We start from the raw sequence: 15,316 nt of genomic DNA on the forward strand, positions 1-15,316 counted from the left end.
CTCGGTCTCCTTGCGCGTCACGCGGTGCGGGCCGCCGCGATCTGGCGGGACATGATCGTGGTCAGTTCGTACGCCGTGTGGGAAGCCGCCACCGACGTGATCTCCGCGTGATCGTACGCGGGGGCCACCTCGACGACGTCCGCCGAGACGAGGTGGCAGGACGCCAGGCCGCGCAGGATCTCCAGCAGCTCGCGGGAGGTCATGCCGCCCGCCTCCGGGGTGCCGGTGCCGGGGGCGTGCGCCGGGTCCAGGCAGTCGATGTCGATGGAGATGTAGAGGGGACGGTCGCCGATGCGCTGGCGCAGCTGGTCGGCCACCTCGTCGGCACCGCGCCGGTAGACGTCCGCGGACGTGACGATGCCGAAGCCCATCTTCTCGTCGTCGGTCAGGTCCTGCTTGCCGTACAGCGGGCCGCGGGTGCCGACGTGGGAGAGGGCCTCGGTGTCGAGGATGCCCTCCTCCACCGCCCGCCGGAACGGGGTCCCGTGCGTGTACTCCGCGCCGAAGTACGTGTCCCAGGTGTCGAGGTGGGCGTCGAAGTGCAGCAGCGCCACCGGTCCGTGCTTCTTGGCGACCGACCGCAGCAGCGGCAGCGCGATGGTGTGGTCGCCGCCCAGGGTCATCAGGCGGGCGCCGGTGCCGAGCAGGTCGTCGGCCGCCGCCTCCACCGTCTCCACGGCCTCGTTGATGTTGAACGGGTTCACCGCGATGTCGCCGCCGTCCGCGACCTGGGCCAGCGCGAAGGGGGACGCGTCCTGTGCCGGGTTGTAGGGCCGCAGCAGCCGGGACGCCTCGCGGATCGCGTTGCCGCCGAAGCGGGCGCCCGGCCGGTAGGAGACACCCGAGTCGAACGGCACGCCCACCACGGCGACGTCGGCGCGGCCGACCTCGTCGAGGCGAGGCAGCCGGGCGAAGGTCGCGGGACCGGCGTACCGCGGGACGCGGGAGGAGTCGACGGGGCCGCGGGGCGTCTCGTTGCTGCTCATGGGGTACTGCCTTCTTTCCTACGCTTCATCGCGTATGAGCGTTTTGCACTACTTCTCGTACGACTCTACGGGGAAGCCGGGACGTGCCCGCGGCTGCCGGTCGGGACCGACACTAGGTGGGCGAAGGGCGACTGCGAAGTGTACGTTTCATCCATTCGAGCCTTGCCTGGTGGAGGGAACGCACACCATGCCGGACCCCGCTGTTCCCCCCACGCCGCCCGTGCCCCTGGCGGCCCTGCTGGCCCGCGAGGACCTGGCCCTGCGGCAGATCGCGGGACCCTCCGGCCCCGGCGTCGTCATCCACTGGGCGCACACCTCGGAGATGGCGGACCCCTACCCCTACCTGCTCGGAGGGGAGCTGCTGCTGACGGCCGGGGTGCATGTCCCGGAGGCGGCCGGGTCCGGCACGTACTTCGACGACTACGTCTCGCGGATCGTCGCGGCGGGCGGCGCGGCCCTCGGCTTCGGAATGGCGCCGGTGCACGACACGGTGCCGCGGGCGCTGGTCGCGGCCTGCGAGGCGTACGGGCTGCCGCTGGTGGAGGTCCCTCCGCAGACCACCTTCTCGGGGGTGGCCCGCGCCGTCTGGCAGCTGATGGCCCAGGCCCGCCTGGCCGAGCTGCGCCGCGTCACCGAGGCCCAGCAGAGCCTGGCCGCGGCGGCCTCCGGCCCCGACCCCGTCCCCTCCGTCCTACGGCAGCTCGCCCGGCGGGTGGGCGGCCGCGCGGTGCTGTACGGGCCGGAGGGCACGGAGATCGCGACGGCCGGAAGGGAGCCCGCCGACGAGGTGCGGGCGGCCCTGACCGGGCTGGCGCGGGTCGTACGCCCCGTGACCGGGGTCCCCCGCCCCGACGCGAGGCCGCCCCGGCCGGACGAGCCGCCCGCGCCGGTGCGCAGCCCCGGCCCCGGCCGAGGCAGGGCCACCGGCACCGGCACCGGCACCAGCAGCTCACCCGCCACCGGTCGGCCCACTCCCTCCTCCGCCACCGACACCCTCGCCGGCACGCACCTCGCCGCCTACGCCCTGGGCGCCGGTCATGGCTTCGTGCTCGGGGTCGCGGCGCCGCGGCGCGAAGCCGGTGACCACACCATCGCCTCGGTGGCCGCCGTGCTGCTCTCGCTGCTCACCGGCGAGCACCACAGCGGGGCGGGGGCGGCTCGGTCGTCGGCGCTCGTACGGCTGTTGCTGGGGGCCGGGCCGGAGACGGTCGCGCCGCTGCTCGGGGGCGAACGCTGGGTGGTCGTGCACGCCGGTCCCGAGGGCCGGCCCGCCGACGCGGTGGCGGCCTCCGCGCTCGGCGCGTCACTCGGCTCCCCGCTGGTCGACCTTGCGCGGGACGTCGTACGGGTGCTGGTGCCGGCCGAGCGCGCGCCGGATCCGCAGCCCGGCTGGACGCTGGGTGTCAGCGCGGCCGTCGGCCCAGGCGAATGGGCGGCGGCCGACGGGCAGGCGGCCCGGGCGCTGGCCCGGGCGCGCGCCACCCGCGCGCCGCTGGTCCGGCACGGCGCCCGCCCGGCCCTCGCCGACCTGGTTCCCGAGGAGGAGGCCGAGGCACACGCCCGCGGGCTGCTGGCCCCCCTCACCCCCGTGCTCGCCGAGACGCTGCGCGCCTGGCTCTCCCTGCACGGCAGCTGGGACCGTACGGCGGTGGCGCTGGCCGTGCACCGCAACACCGTGCGGCAGCGCGTCGCCCGGTGCGCGGCGCTGCTGTCGGCCGACCTGGACGATCCCGACGTACGGATGGAGTTGTGGTTCGCGCTGCGGCGGCGGTGACCCCCGCCCGCACCGACCGTGACCCACGTCCCAGCGTGCGGGACGACAGGTGCTCCCACCGGCCGCTGCCTCACAATGGGAGGCATGCCGATATCCGGGACACCCAGCCGTGACGAGCTCGTCGAACACCTTGTGAGAACCCGTATCGCGGGCGACGTCGCCACTCCGCGTGAGAACAACCTCTCCCACTACCGCCAGCTCGCCAACGGCGTCCGCAACTTCTGGCTCGGCCTGGAGCTCGGTGACCGCTGGAGCGACGAGCAGGACGTGCTCGCGGTGATGGCGGAGCGGGTGGGCGTCAACGACGACCCGGAGTACCGCTACGGCCAGGACACCATCGACCCCGAGCTGACGGTGGCCGGCCTGGACCGCATGGCCGGCCGGCTGCGCAAGGCGGCGGACGGGCAGCAGCGGGTCCTGTTCGCCACGGGGCACCCGGGCGGCCTGCTCGACGTGCACCGCGCGACCGCCGCCGCCCTGCGCGCGGCGGGCTGCGAGATCGTCGTGATCCCGGACGGGCTGCAGACGGACGAGGGGTACGTGATGCAGTTCGCGGACGTGGCCGTCCTGGAGCACGGCGCCACCCTGTGGCACACCCATTCCGGCGAGCCGATGAAGGCCATCCTCACGGACCTGGAGCGCGCGGGCCGCCCGCTGCCCGACCTGGTCGTCGCCGACCACGGCTGGGCTGGCTACGCCGGTCAGCACGGTGTCGACTCCCTCGGGTACGCCGACTGCAACGACCCGGCCCTGTTCCTCGCCGAGTCCGAGGGCACGGTCCAGGTGGCGGTCCCCCTCGACGACCACGTCGTCAGCCCGCGCCACTACGACCCGATGACTGCGTATCTCCTGTCGGAGGCGGGGCTGGCGTAGGCAGAGCCCGGGCGGGGCGCGGCGCAGCCCCCGCGTGCGGCCGGGCGGGACCGGGCGGTCTCGTCGGGGCCCGCGTCGGGTCCGCCCCGGCCGGGCCCGGTTCCTCAGTCCTGCCGGGGGACGCGGACCACGCCCTCCTGGATCACCGAGATCGCGAGCTGTCCGTCCTGGGTGTAGATGCGGGCCTGGCCGAGGCCGCGGCCGCCGTGGGCCGACGGGGACTCCTGGTCGTAGAGGAGCCAGTCGTCGGCGCGGAACGGGCGGTGGAACCACATCGCGTGATCGAGGGAGGCGCCGACGACGTCACCGACCGCCCAGCCGCCGCGGCCGTGCGCGAGGAGGACCGAGTCGAGGAGCGTCATGTCGGAGACGTACGTGGCGAGGACGACGTGCAGCAGAGGTTCGTCGACAGCGCCGCCGAGTTTGCCGTTGGTGCGGAACCACACCTGGGAGTGCGGCTCGCGGGCCTCGCCGAACCTTCCGTACGGCGGCTCGTCGACGTAGCGCAGGTCGATCGCCTCGCGGGTCTCCAGGAACTTCTCCACCACGGCCGCGTCGAGGTGGTCGTAGTCGCGCAGCCGTTCCTCGGAGGTCGGCAGTGTGGCCGGGTCCGGGGAGGGCGGCATGGGGGCCTGGTGGTCGAGACCCTCCTCGTACGTCTGGAAGGACGCGGAGAGGGTGAAGATCGGCCTGCCGTGCTGGACGGCGACCACCCGGCGGGTGGTGAAGGAGCGGCCGTCGCGGATGCGCTCTACGTTGTAGACGATGGGTGCGCCCGGGTCGCCCGTCCGCAGGAAGTACGCGTGCAGGGAGTGGGCGAGGCGGTCCTGGGGGACCGTACGCCCGGCGGCGACCAGCGCCTGGGCCGCGACCTGCCCGCCGAAGACGCGCGGGACGACGGCGGAGCGGGACTGGCCGCGGAAGATGTTCTCCTCGATCTGCTCCAGGTCGAGCAGATCGAGGAGATCGTGTAGTGCCTGACTCATGGCGTCAGTTCTACCGGCAGGTAATTTCGCGGGCCTTACAGACCCATGTCCTTCGCGATGATCGACTTCATGATCTCGCTGGTGCCGCCGTAGATGCGGTTGACGCGGTTGTCCGCGTACAGGCGGGCGATCGGGTACTCGTTCATGAAGCCGTAGCCGCCGTGCAGCTGGAGGCAGCGGTCGATCACGCGGTGCGCGACCTCGGTGCAGAACAGCTTGGCGCTGGCGGCCTCGGCGGGGGTCAGCTCGCCGGCGTCGAGGGCCTCGAGCGCGCGGTCGGCGACGGCCTCGGCGGCGTCCACCTCGGCCTGGCAGGCGGCCAGCTCGAACTTGGTGTTCTGGAAGGAGGCGACGGTCTTGCCGAAGACCGTGCGGTCCTGCACGTACTCCTTGGCGAACCGGACCGCGGCCTTGGCCTGGGCGTAGGCGCCGAAGGCGATGCCCCAGCGCTCGGAGGCCAGGTTGTGGCCGAGGTAGTAGAAGCCCTTGTTCTCCTCGCCGAGGAGGTCCTCGACGGGGACCTTCACGTCGACGAACGCCAGCTCGGCGGTGTCGGACGTCTTCAGGCCGAGCTTGTCGAGCTTGCGGCCGATGGAGTAGCCCTCGGACTTGGTGTCCACGGCGAACAGGGAGATGCCGTGGCGGCGGTCCTCGGCGGTGGGCGCGGAGGTGCGGGCGCAGACGATCACGCGGTCGGCGTGGACGCCGCCGGTGATGAAGGTCTTGGAGCCGTTGAGGACGTAGTGCGTGCCGTCCTCGCTGAGCTTGGCGGTGGTCTTCATGCCCGCGAGGTCGGAGCCGGTGCCCGGCTCGGTCATCGCGAGGGCCCACATCTCCTCGCCGGAGACGAACTTCGGCAGAAAGCGCTTCTTCTGCTCGTCGGTGGCGAGCATCTTGATGTACGGCAGGCCGAGCAGCACGTGCACGCCGGAGCCGCCGAACTGGACGCCGGCGCGGGCGGTCTCCTCGTACATCACGGCTTCGAACTTGTACGAGTCGATGCCGGCGCCGCCGTACTCCTCGTCGACGCGGATGCCGAAGACGCCGAGCTCGGCGAGCTTGTAGTAGAAGTCGCGCGGCGCCTGGCCGGCTGCGAACCACTCGTCGTAGACCGGGACGACCTCGGCCTCGATGAAGGCCCGCAGGGTCTCCCGGAACGCCTCGTGATCCTCGTTGAACACCGTACGGCGCACCGCCGCCACCTCCATGACTCTGGGCATGTCTAAGCGCTTGCTCATATCACCGTACCGGCGAGTACGAAGCGGCGTCCAGGTAACGCTCGTCACGTGCGGAGCCGGACGTCGCCGGTGGGCGGCGCGGGGTCCGCCGGCGAGGGTGGCGCGGGGTACGCCGGCGAGGGTGGCACCGGGCGCTCCGGCCAGGCCGGCACCGGACGTTCCGGCGAGGCCGGCACCGGACGTTCCGGCGAGGCCGGCACCGGACGTCGGGCACCGTCACGGGGCTCCGCCCCGAACCCCGACCTCGCCCACCCACCACCCGACTCGGCACGACACAAAGGCCCCGCCACGGGGCTCCGCCCCGAACCCCGACCTCGCCCACCCACCACCCGACTCGGTGGGACACAAGGCCCCGCCACGGGGCTCCGCCCCAGCCCCCGGCGGGGGTGCTCGGCTCCCTGTGCCCCGCAGCCCCCGCACCCGCCGACGGCGTTTCGCCCCCACCAGGGCCACCCGCACCCGGCGACGAAAGCTGTACGGGTGGTGCGGGTGGGAACACGGCCCTGCCGGAGACACCCTCGCCGGGCTCCGTCCCACACCCGCCGACGGCGTTTCGCGCCCGTCAGGACCCCCGCACCCCGCCGACGGCGTTCGCCCCCGCCAGGGCCACCCGCACCCGGCGACGGGAGGGGTACGGGCGGGCGGGTGGGAGCGGCAGGCCCGTTCCGCTCAGCCCGCGGACGCGAACGCGCCGCGGGCCATCCGGTGCAGCAGCGCCGCCGTCGCCCCCCGCCCCGGCAGGGACCCGGCCCGCCCGAGGTGCGGCGTCGAGTTCAGGAGCCCGAACACCGAGTGCACGGCGGACCGCGCGGTCGGCTCGGTGAGCTCGGGGTACAGCTCCCGCACCACCTCCACCCACAGCTCGACGTACTGCCGCTGGAGCTGGCGCACGAGCTTGCGGTCACTGTCGCGCAGGCGGTCCAGCTCGCGGTCGTGCAGGGTGATCAGGGGCCGGTCGTCGAGGGCGAAGTCGATGTGGCCCTCGATCAGGGAGTCGAGGAGGGCCTCCGCGCCCACCCCGTCCGCCTCCCGGACCCGCCGCTTCGCCCCCGTGAGGAGCTGCCCGCTGATGCCCACCAGGAGCTCCGCGAGCATCGCGTCCTTGCCGGCGAAGTGCCGGTACAGGCCCGGCCCGCTGATACCGACGGCGGCGCCTATCTCGTCGACGCCGACCCCGTGGAAGCCGCGTTCGGCGAACAGCCGGGCAGCCTCCTTGAGGATCTGCTCACGGCGGGTGGGGGCGTCGGTTCTGGTGGCCATGGAAGCAATTCTAGACAGGAAGGTTAGCGGTCGTTAACCTGATGGAAATGGTTAACGCTCATTAACCGGTCGATCACTGGGTGAGGGGACCGCAGGATGCAGGAGGCAGCGGAGCTGACGAGCGCGGCAGACCCCGCGTCGGAAGCCTGGCAGGCCAACGAGAAGGCCCACCGCGCACTGGTCGAGGAGCTGCGCGGCAAGCTCGCCGTCGCCCGCCTCGGCGGTGGCGAGAAGGCGCGGGCCCGGCACACCGCGCGCGGCAAGCTGCTGCCCCGGGACCGGGTCGACGCCCTCCTCGATCCCGGCTCGCCCTTCCTGGAGCTGGCCCCCCTGGCGGCCGAGGGGATGTACGACGGGCAGGCCCCGGCCGCCGGCGTCATCGCCGGGATCGGCCGGGTCAGCGGGCGCGAGTGCGTGATCGTCGCCAACGACGCCACCGTCAAGGGCGGGACGTACTACCCGATGACGGTGAAGAAGCACCTGCGCGCACAGGAGGTGGCGCTCGAGAACCGCCTGCCCTGTCTCTACCTCGTGGACTCCGGCGGCGCCTTCCTGCCCATGCAGGACGAGGTCTTCCCCGACCGCGAGCACTTCGGGCGGATCTTCTACAACCAGGCCCGGATGTCGGGGGCGGGCATCCCGCAGATCGCCGCGGTGCTCGGCTCGTGCACCGCGGGCGGGGCGTACGTCCCGGCGATGAGCGACGAGGCCGTGATCGTGCGCAACCAGGGCACGATCTTCCTCGGCGGACCCCCGCTCGTGAAGGCAGCCACCGGCGAGGTCGTCACCGCCGAGGAGCTCGGCGGCGGGGAGGTCCACGCGCGCGTGTCGGGCGTCACCGACCACCTCGCGGAGGACGACGCGCACGCGCTGCGCATCGTGCGCACCATCGCCGCCACGCTCCCGCGCCGCGCGCCGCTGCCCTGGGAGGTCACCGAGACGGTCGAGCCGAAGGTCGACCCGTACGGGCTGTACGGCGCGGTGCCGGCCGACTCCCGCACTCCCTACGACGTGCGCGAGGTCATCGCGCGCGTGGTCGACGGCTCCCGTTTCGCCGAGTTCAAGGCCGAGTTCGGGCAGACCCTCGTCACCGGCTTCGCCCGCGTGCACGGACACCCGGTCGGGATCCTCGCCAACAACGGCATCCTGTTCTCCGAGTCCGCCCAGAAGGGCGCCCACTTCATCGAGCTGTGCGACCAGCGCGGCATCCCGCTGCTCTTCCTCCAGAACATCTCCGGCTTCATGGTCGGCAAGGACTACGAGGCCGGCGGCATCGCCAAGCACGGCGCCAAGATGGTGACCGCGGTGGCGTGCACCCGCGTGCCCAAGCTGACCGTCGTCGTCGGCGGGTCGTACGGCGCCGGGAACTACTCCATGTGCGGCCGGGCCTACTCCCCCCGCTTCCTGTGGATGTGGCCCAACGCCAAGATCTCCGTCATGGGCGGCGAACAGGCCGCGTCCGTGCTGGCCACGGTGAAGAGGGACCAGCTCGAGGCGCGCGGCGAGGAGTGGTCCGCCCAGGACGAGGACTCCTTCAAGGACCCGATCCGCGCGCAGTACGAGCGCCAGGGAAACGCGTACTACGCCACCGCCCGCCTGTGGGACGACGGGGTCATCGACCCGCTCGACACCCGGCAGGTGCTGGGCCTGGCACTGACCGCTTGTGCGAACGCCCCGCTGGGTGACCCCCAGTTCGGCGTCTTCCGGATGTGAGGGGCACCCAGACGATGTTCGACACAGTCCTCGTGGCCAACCGGGGCGAGATCGCCGTCCGCGTCATCCGCACGCTGCGGGCGCTGGGCGTGCGCTCGGTGGCCGTGTTCTCCGACGCCGACGCCGACGCGCGGCACGTCCGGGAGGCCGACACGGCCGTACGGATCGGTCCGGCGCCGGCCGCCGAGAGCTATCTGTCCGTCGAGCGGCTGCTGGCGGCGGCCGCCCGAACCGGCGCCCAGGCCGTCCACCCCGGGTACGGCTTCCTCGCGGAGAACGCCGGCTTCGCGCGCGCGTGCGCCGACGCCGGGCTCGTCTTCATCGGGCCGCCGGCCGAGGCGATCGCGCTGATGGGCGACAAGATCCGCGCCAAGGAGACGGTGCGGGCGGCGGGCGTGCCGGTGGTGCCGGGTTCGAGCGGCAGCGGGCTGACGGACGCCCAGCTCGCCGACGCGGCCCGGGAGATCGGTGTGCCGGTGCTGCTGAAGCCGAGCGCCGGCGGGGGCGGCAAGGGCATGCGGCTGGTGCGGGACGCGGCCGTGCTGGCCGACGAGATCGCCGCCGCGCGCCGCGAGGCCCGCGCCTCCTTCGGTGACGACACGCTGCTCGTCGAGCGGTGGATCGACCGGCCCCGGCACATCGAGATCCAGGTCCTGGCGGACGGCCACGGGCAGGTGGTCCACCTGGGCGAGCGCGAGTGCTCCCTCCAGCGCCGCCACCAGAAGATCATCGAGGAGGCGCCCAGTGTGCTCCTCGACGAACAGACCCGGGCGGCGATGGGTGAGGCGGCGGTCCAGGCGGCGCGTTCCTGCGGGTACGCGGGGGCGGGCACGGTGGAGTTCATCGTCCCCGGCCACGATCCGTCGTCGTACTTCTTCATGGAGATGAACACCCGTCTCCAGGTGGAGCACCCGGTCACCGAACTGGTCACCGGCGTCGACCTGGTGGAGTGGCAGCTGCGGGTGGCGGCGGGCGAGCCGCTGGGCTTCGGGCAGGCGGACGTCGAGCTCACCGGGCACGCCGTCGAGGCCCGGGTCTGCGCCGAGGACCCGGCGCGCGGGTTCCTGCCCTCCGGCGGCACCGTGCTGAGGCTGCGGGAGCCGCAGGGCGAGGGGGTGCGCACCGACTCCGGACTGAGCGAGGGCACCGAGGTCGGCAGCCTGTACGACCCGATGCTGTCCAAGGTGATCGCCTACGGCCCGGACCGCGCCACCGCGCTGCGAAAGCTCCGCGCGGCCCTCGCGGAGACGGTCACCCTGGGCGTGCAGACCAACGCCGGATTCCTGCGGCGGCTGCTCGCGCATCCGGCGGTCGTGGCGGGCGAGCTGGACACCGGGCTGGTCGAGCGGGAGGCGGAGGGGCTGGTCCCCACGGACGTACCGGACGAGGTGTACGAGGCGGCGGCGGCCGTGCGGCTGGAGGGTCTCAGGCCTCGTGCCGAGGGCTGGGTGGACCCCTTCTCGGTGCCGAACGGCTGGCGTCTCGGGGGCACTTCGCGGCCGGTGGGCTTCCCCCTGCGGATCCAGGATCCCGTCGAGTGGGTGCCGCAGGGCACCCACACCGTCACCGACGACCGGGTCGCCGTCACCCTCGACGGTGTCCGGCACACCTTCCACCGCGCCGGCGACTGGCTCGGCCGTGACGGCGACGCCTGGCACGTGCGCGACCACGACCCGGTCGCCGCCTCGCTCACCGGGTCCGGGCACGCCGGTGCCGACTCCCTGACCGCACCCATGCCGGGCACGGTCACCGTCGTGAAGGTCGCCGTCGGCGACGAGGTCGCCGCCGGGCAGAGCCTGCTGGTCGTCGAGGCGATGAAGATGGAGCACGTCATCTCCGCCCCGCACGCCGGCACGGTCGCCGAGCTGGACGTGGCACCGGGGTCGACGGTCGCCATGGACCAGGTCCTCGCGGTCGTCGAACCCCACGAGGAGGCGCAGCCATGACCGCGTCCGCACTGCCCATGGTCGTCCCGCTCCCCGGCCTGCCCGACCGCGTCCGGATCCACGAGGTCGGCGCGCGCGACGGACTGCAGAACGAGAAGGGCACCGTCCCGACGGAGGTCAAGGCGGAGTTCGTGCGCCGGCTTGCCGGCGCGGGTCTGACGACCATCGAGGCCACCAGCTTCGTCCACCCGAAGTGGGTGCCCCAACTGGCCGACGCCGAGCAGCTGTTCCCGCTCGTCGGCGATCTTCCCGTGGCGCTGCCGGTGCTCGTGCCGAACGAGCGCGGGCTGGACCGGGCGCTCGCGCTCGGCGCCCGCCGCGTCGCCGTCTTCGCCAGCGCCACCGAGTCCTTCGCCAGGGCCAACCTCAACCGCACGGTCGACGAGGCGCTGGCGATGTTGGAGCCGGTGGTGGCGAGGGCGAAGGCGGCGGACGTCCATGTGCGCGGTTACCTGTCGATGTGCTTCGGCGACCCGTGGGAGGGCGCGGTCCCGGTCCCCCAGGTCGTGAGGGTCTGCCGGGCCCTGATCGACATGGGCTGCGACGAGTTGAGCCTGGGCGACACGATCGGGGTGGCGACGCCGGGCCATGTCCTCGCGCTGCTCACCGCGCTCACCGCGGAGCGGGTGCCCACCGACGTGCTGGGCGTGCACTTCCACGACACGTACGGCCAGGCCCTCGCCAACACCCTCGCGGCGCTCCAGTACGGCGTGAGCACCGTCGACGCCTCGGCGGGCGGCCTCGGCGGCTGCCCGTACGCGAAGTCCGCGACCGGCAACCTCGCCACCGAAGACCTCGTGTGGATGCTGCGGGGGCTCGGCATCGACACCGGCGTAGACCTCGGCCGCCTCGTCGCCACCAGCGCGTGGATGGCCGGCCACCTGGGCCGACCCAGCCCGTCCCGCACCGTCCGTGCCCTGTCCCACGAGGACGCGCCGGCCGACCCCAAGGAGCAGTGATGGACCACCGTCTCTCCCCAGAGCTGGAGGAACTCCGCCGTACGGTCGAGGAGTTCGCCCACGACGTCGTCGCCCCCAAGATCGGCGACTTCTACGAGCGGCACGAGTTCCCGTACGAGATCGTCCGCGAGATGGGCCGGATGGGCCTGTTCGGGCTGCCGTTCCCGGAGGAGTACGGCGGTATGGGCGGCGACTATCTCGCCCTGGGCATCGCGTTGGAGGAGCTCGCACGCGTCGACTCGTCGGTGGCGATCACCCTGGAGGCGGGAGTCTCGCTGGGCGCGATGCCCCTCCATCTGTTCGGCACGGAGGCGCAGAAGCGGGAGTGGCTGCCCCGGCTGTGTTCCGGCGAGATCCTGGGCGCGTTCGGCCTCACGGAGCCGGACGGCGGCTCGGACGCGGGGGCCACGCGCACCACGGCGCGGCTCGACCCGGAGACGGACGAGTGGGTGATCAACGGCACCAAGTGCTTCATCACCAACTCCGGCACCGACGTCACGGGCCTGGTCACGGTCACGGCGGTGACGGGGCGCAAGCCGGACGGCAAACCGCTGATCTCGGCGATCATCGTCCCGTCGGGCACGCCCGGCTTCACGGTCGCGGCGCCGTACTCGAAGGTCGGCTGGAACGCCTCGGACACCCGCGAGTTGGCCTTCTCCGACGTCCGGGTCCCGGCGGCGAACCTGCTGGGCGAGGAGGGCCGGGGCTACGCCCAGTTCCTGCGCATCCTCGACGAGGGCCGGATCGCCATCGCCGCGCTGGCGACGGGCCTCGCGCAGGGCTGTGTCGACGAGTCGGTGAAGTACGCGAAGGAACGCCACGCCTTCGGCCGGCCCATCGGCGCCAACCAGGCCATCCAGTTCAAGGTCGCCGACATGGAGATGAAGGCGCACACCGCCCGCCTGGCCTGGCGTGACGCGGCGTCCCGGCTGGTGTCGGGCGACCCCTTCAAGAAGGAGGCGGCCCTGGCGAAGCTGTACTCCTCGACGATCGCGGTGGACAACGCCCGCGACGCCACCCAGATCCACGGCGGCTACGGCTTCATGAACGAGTATCCGGTGGCCCGGATGTGGCGCGACTCCAAGATCCTGGAGATCGGCGAGGGCACGAGCGAGGTCCAGCGCATGCTGATCGCCAGGGAGTTGGGCCTGACCGGCTGACCCGCGGCCGCGAGGGCGTCACGCGCCGAGCACTCCCGCCGGCACCCCTGGCCGGCACCGGTGACGCCCACGCCCCGTGACGCCCCTCAGGCAGCGCCCGGAGCGGCCTGCCGTCGTCGGCGGGTTCGCGGCCGGTGCGTCCGAGGACGGCGGGCTGAAGGGCCGCGCTCTGTCGGGGAGTTCACCGGCGCCGTACTCCAGGCGCCGTTCCGCCCGCGTCGGTGTCTGTGATTCGGATCACCGCACCCGCGGGCATCGCCCGTTCACGGCTGGGGCACAGGTACCAGGGCACCCCTGGACAAGACAGAAGGTTAGGCTAACCTAAGCCTGATTCCAGCCACCCGCAGGCGCGGACCCCCCAGTGGCCCCGTACGCACGAAAGCAGACCCATCCCATGTCGAACGCCAGAACCGCCACCTTCTCCCGCCGTGGCATCCTCGCCACCGGCGGCGCTCTCGGCCTCGGCGCCTTCCTGGCCGGGTGCGGCGACAGCGACTCGGAGAGCAGCGGCTCGGACTCGACCGCCTCCGCGAAGGCCTCCGGCCCCTGGACCTTCAAGGACGACCGCGGCACCACCGTGAAGCTGGACAAGAGTCCCGCGAACATCGTCGCCTTCACCGGTGTCGCCGCGGCCCTGTACGACTACGGCATCTCGGTCAAGGGCGTGTTCGGCCCGACCAAGACCGCCGACGGCAAGGCCGACGTCCAGGCCGGCGACATGGACATCAGCAAGGTCACCGTCCTCGGCAACGTGTGGGACCAGTTCAACGTCGAGAAGTACGCGGCCCTCGCCCCCGACGTCCTGATCTCCACGATGTTCGACGACGCCGGCACCCTCTGGTACGTCCCCGAGGCGTCCAAGGACAAGATCGCCAAGCTCGCCCCGAGCGTCGGCATCTCCGTCTACGACCGTCAGCTCACCGCGCCGCTGGAGCGCATGTGGGAGCTGGCCGAGTCCCTGGGCGCCGACATGACGGCCACCAAGGTGACGGACGCGAAGAAGGCCTTCGAGGAGGCGGCCACCCGGCTGCGCGCGGCCGCCAAGGCCAAGCCCGAGATCAAGGTGCTGGCCGGTTCGGCGAGCCAGGAGCTGTTCTACGTCTCCGGCACCAACCTCTCCATCGACCTCGAGTACTTCAAGGCCCTCGGCGTGAACTTCGTCGAGCCGCCGGAGAGCGCCAAGAAGCAGGGCGGCGGCTGGTTCGAGTCGCTGAGCTGGGAGAACGTCGACAAGTACAAGGCCGACATCATCATGATGGACGACCGCTCCTCGGCCATCCAGCCCGCCGACATCGCCGAGGCGACCTGGAAGAAGCTGCCCGCGGTCAAGGCCGGTCAGGTCATCGCGCGCTCCGCGGAGCCGATCCTGTCCTACGACAAGTGCACCCCGCTGCTCACCAGCCTCGCCGAGGCCCTGGAGAAGGCGAAGAAGGTCAGCTGACCCCCGCACCTGTCCACCCGACATCTTCCTGACTCTCAGGAGACAAGAGTGACTGCCGCCGTGGCCGCCCCGTTCCGTTTCTTCTCCCTCCAGGTCGTACGGACGAGGCGGCTCGGCCCGTCTCTGGTCCGGGTCACCTTCGAAGGCCCCGACCTCAGGGACTTCCACTCCGACGGACAGGACCAGTCCCTGTCGCTGTTCCTGCCGCACCCCGGCCAGTCCGAGCCCCAGGTGCCCGTCGAGCTCGGTGACGGGTGGTGGCAGGCCTGGCGCGAACTCCCGGACGACGTACGGGCGGTGATGCGCTCGTACACGCTCCGCTCCCTGCGGCGCGACGCGGCCGGGCACACCGCCGAGATCGACGTCGACTTCGCCCTGCACGGCCTGGAGCCCGGCGCGGCGGTCCCCGCCGGACCCGCCTCCACCTGGGCCTCGCGGGCCACGGCCGGCGACCGGGTCCTGCTGCTGGGCCCGGCGGTCGCGGACAACAGGGCGATCCGCTTCCGGCCGCCGCAGGACACCGACCTCGTGGTGATCTGGGGCGACGAGACCGCGGTCCCGGCCGCCTGTGCCATCGTCGAGTCGCTGCCGGCCGGCACCCGTGCCCGGGTCTGGCTGGAGGTCCCGCACGCCGGTGACGTCCAGGACGTGACGACGGAGGCGGACACCGAGATGACCTGGCTGATCCGTGACGAGAAGGGCGCCAGGAAGGGTCCCATGGCCCTCAGCCCGCTGCGCGACGCCGGGCTCCCGGCCGCCGAGCACCCGTACGTCTGGATCGCGGGCGAGTCCGGTTGCGTGAAGGAGCTGCGCCGGCACTTCGTGCGCGAGCGCGGGTTCGACCGCCGCAGAGTCACCTTCGTCGGCTATTGGCGCTACGGCCTGACCGAGGAAGAACTGCGCGAGCAGGAGTAGCCGCACAGCCGGGACATCGCCCCGGCGACCGCCAACTCGCCCACGACAGGCCGCCGTTCAGAGTG

12 protein-coding genes are annotated in these 15,316 nt (G+C 72.6%); 8 read left to right on the forward strand and 4 right to left on the reverse strand.

Annotated features, from left to right (window positions below):
- Nucleotides 1-17: 17 nt before the first annotated feature.
- The gene (gene speB, locus AQJ84_RS33030; RefSeq protein ID WP_030045190.1) at nucleotides 18-986 is read right to left on the reverse strand and encodes an agmatinase; all 969 of its coding nucleotides are present in this window, start codon (nucleotides 984-986) and stop codon (nucleotides 18-20) included.
- A 187-nt stretch (nucleotides 987-1,173) separates the two neighbouring features.
- On the opposite strand from speB, the gene AQJ84_RS33035 reads away from it, so the two are divergent.
- Nucleotides 1,174-2,760, forward strand: coding sequence for a PucR family transcriptional regulator (locus AQJ84_RS33035; protein WP_198536310.1), 1,587 nt, complete (start codon nucleotides 1,174-1,176; stop codon nucleotides 2,758-2,760).
- Nucleotides 2,761-2,844: 84 nt separating this feature from the next.
- Nucleotides 2,845-3,633, forward strand: a complete 789-nt coding sequence (locus AQJ84_RS33040; RefSeq protein ID WP_030045192.1) for a phosphatase — start codon at nucleotides 2,845-2,847, stop codon at nucleotides 3,631-3,633.
- A gap of 104 nt (nucleotides 3,634-3,737) precedes the next feature.
- Here the strand turns inward: AQJ84_RS33040 and AQJ84_RS33045 are convergent, their stop codons facing one another.
- The 3 genes from AQJ84_RS33045 to AQJ84_RS33055 form a co-directional block, all read right to left on the reverse strand.
- The gene (locus AQJ84_RS33045) at nucleotides 3,738-4,619 is read right to left on the reverse strand and encodes an acyl-CoA thioesterase (RefSeq protein WP_030045193.1); all 882 of its coding nucleotides are present in this window, start codon (nucleotides 4,617-4,619) and stop codon (nucleotides 3,738-3,740) included.
- A gap of 35 nt (nucleotides 4,620-4,654) precedes the next feature.
- Nucleotides 4,655-5,812: an acyl-CoA dehydrogenase family protein gene (locus AQJ84_RS33050; protein ID WP_030045194.1), complete on the reverse strand. Its 1,158-nt coding sequence runs from the start codon at nucleotides 5,810-5,812 to the stop codon at nucleotides 4,655-4,657.
- Between the two features lie 714 nt (nucleotides 5,813-6,526).
- Nucleotides 6,527-7,117 carry an SACE_7040 family transcriptional regulator gene (locus AQJ84_RS33055; RefSeq protein WP_030040297.1) on the reverse strand — a complete coding sequence of 197 codons (591 nt, stop codon included), beginning with the start codon at nucleotides 7,115-7,117 and terminating at the stop codon, nucleotides 6,527-6,529.
- A gap of 96 nt (nucleotides 7,118-7,213) precedes the next feature.
- On the opposite strand from AQJ84_RS33055, the gene AQJ84_RS33060 reads away from it, so the two are divergent.
- The 6 genes from AQJ84_RS33060 (at nucleotide 7,214) to AQJ84_RS33085 (ending at nucleotide 15,251) form a co-directional block, all read left to right on the forward strand.
- A complete protein-coding gene (locus AQJ84_RS33060) occupies nucleotides 7,214-8,830 on the forward strand; it encodes a carboxyl transferase domain-containing protein (RefSeq protein ID WP_030040298.1) in 1,617 nt (538 codons plus the stop codon).
- Between the two features lie 14 nt (nucleotides 8,831-8,844).
- On the forward strand, nucleotides 8,845-10,776 hold the full coding sequence (locus AQJ84_RS33065; protein ID WP_053191208.1) for an acetyl/propionyl/methylcrotonyl-CoA carboxylase subunit alpha: 1,932 nt from the start codon (nucleotides 8,845-8,847) through the stop codon (nucleotides 10,774-10,776).
- Nucleotides 10,773-11,735, forward strand: coding sequence for a hydroxymethylglutaryl-CoA lyase (locus AQJ84_RS33070; RefSeq protein WP_030040301.1), 963 nt, complete (start codon nucleotides 10,773-10,775; stop codon nucleotides 11,733-11,735). Before AQJ84_RS33065 ends, AQJ84_RS33070 begins: the two co-directional genes overlap by 4 nt.
- A complete protein-coding gene (locus tag AQJ84_RS33075; RefSeq protein ID WP_030040302.1) occupies nucleotides 11,735-12,895 on the forward strand; it encodes an acyl-CoA dehydrogenase family protein in 1,161 nt (386 codons plus the stop codon). Before AQJ84_RS33070 ends, AQJ84_RS33075 begins: the two co-directional genes overlap by 1 nt.
- A gap of 394 nt (nucleotides 12,896-13,289) precedes the next feature.
- On the forward strand, nucleotides 13,290-14,336 hold the full coding sequence (locus AQJ84_RS33080; RefSeq protein ID WP_030040303.1) for an ABC transporter substrate-binding protein: 1,047 nt from the start codon (nucleotides 13,290-13,292) through the stop codon (nucleotides 14,334-14,336).
- Nucleotides 14,337-14,384: 48 nt separating this feature from the next.
- Nucleotides 14,385-15,251: a siderophore-interacting protein gene (locus tag AQJ84_RS33085; protein WP_030040304.1), complete on the forward strand. Its 867-nt coding sequence runs from the start codon at nucleotides 14,385-14,387 to the stop codon at nucleotides 15,249-15,251.
- The last annotated feature ends 65 nt before the right edge of the window (nucleotides 15,252-15,316 follow it).

The organism is Streptomyces resistomycificus (assembly GCF_001514265.1).
Lineage (GTDB): Bacteria > Actinomycetota > Actinomycetes > Streptomycetales > Streptomycetaceae > Streptomyces > Streptomyces resistomycificus.

Bases quoted from the DNA above. Each gene is read 5' to 3' on its own strand.
- speB (WP_030045190.1), bottom strand. From the start codon at position 986: ATGAGCAGCAACGAGACGCCCCGCGGCCCCGTCGACTCCTCCCGCGTC.
- AQJ84_RS33035 (WP_198536310.1), top strand. From the start codon at position 1,174: ATGCCGGACCCCGCTGTTCCCCCCACGCCGCCCGTGCCCCTGGCGGCC.
- AQJ84_RS33040 (WP_030045192.1), top strand. From the start codon at position 2,845: ATGCCGATATCCGGGACACCCAGCCGTGACGAGCTCGTCGAACACCTT.
- AQJ84_RS33045 (WP_030045193.1), bottom strand. From the start codon at position 4,619: ATGAGTCAGGCACTACACGATCTCCTCGATCTGCTCGACCTGGAGCAG.
- AQJ84_RS33055 (WP_030040297.1), bottom strand. From the start codon at position 7,117: ATGGCCACCAGAACCGACGCCCCCACCCGCCGTGAGCAGATCCTCAAG.
- AQJ84_RS33060 (WP_030040298.1), top strand. From the start codon at position 7,214: ATGCAGGAGGCAGCGGAGCTGACGAGCGCGGCAGACCCCGCGTCGGAA.
- AQJ84_RS33065 (WP_053191208.1), top strand. From the start codon at position 8,845: ATGTTCGACACAGTCCTCGTGGCCAACCGGGGCGAGATCGCCGTCCGC.
- AQJ84_RS33070 (WP_030040301.1), top strand. From the start codon at position 10,773: ATGACCGCGTCCGCACTGCCCATGGTCGTCCCGCTCCCCGGCCTGCCC.
- AQJ84_RS33075 (WP_030040302.1), top strand. From the start codon at position 11,735: ATGGACCACCGTCTCTCCCCAGAGCTGGAGGAACTCCGCCGTACGGTC.
- AQJ84_RS33080 (WP_030040303.1), top strand. From the start codon at position 13,290: ATGTCGAACGCCAGAACCGCCACCTTCTCCCGCCGTGGCATCCTCGCC.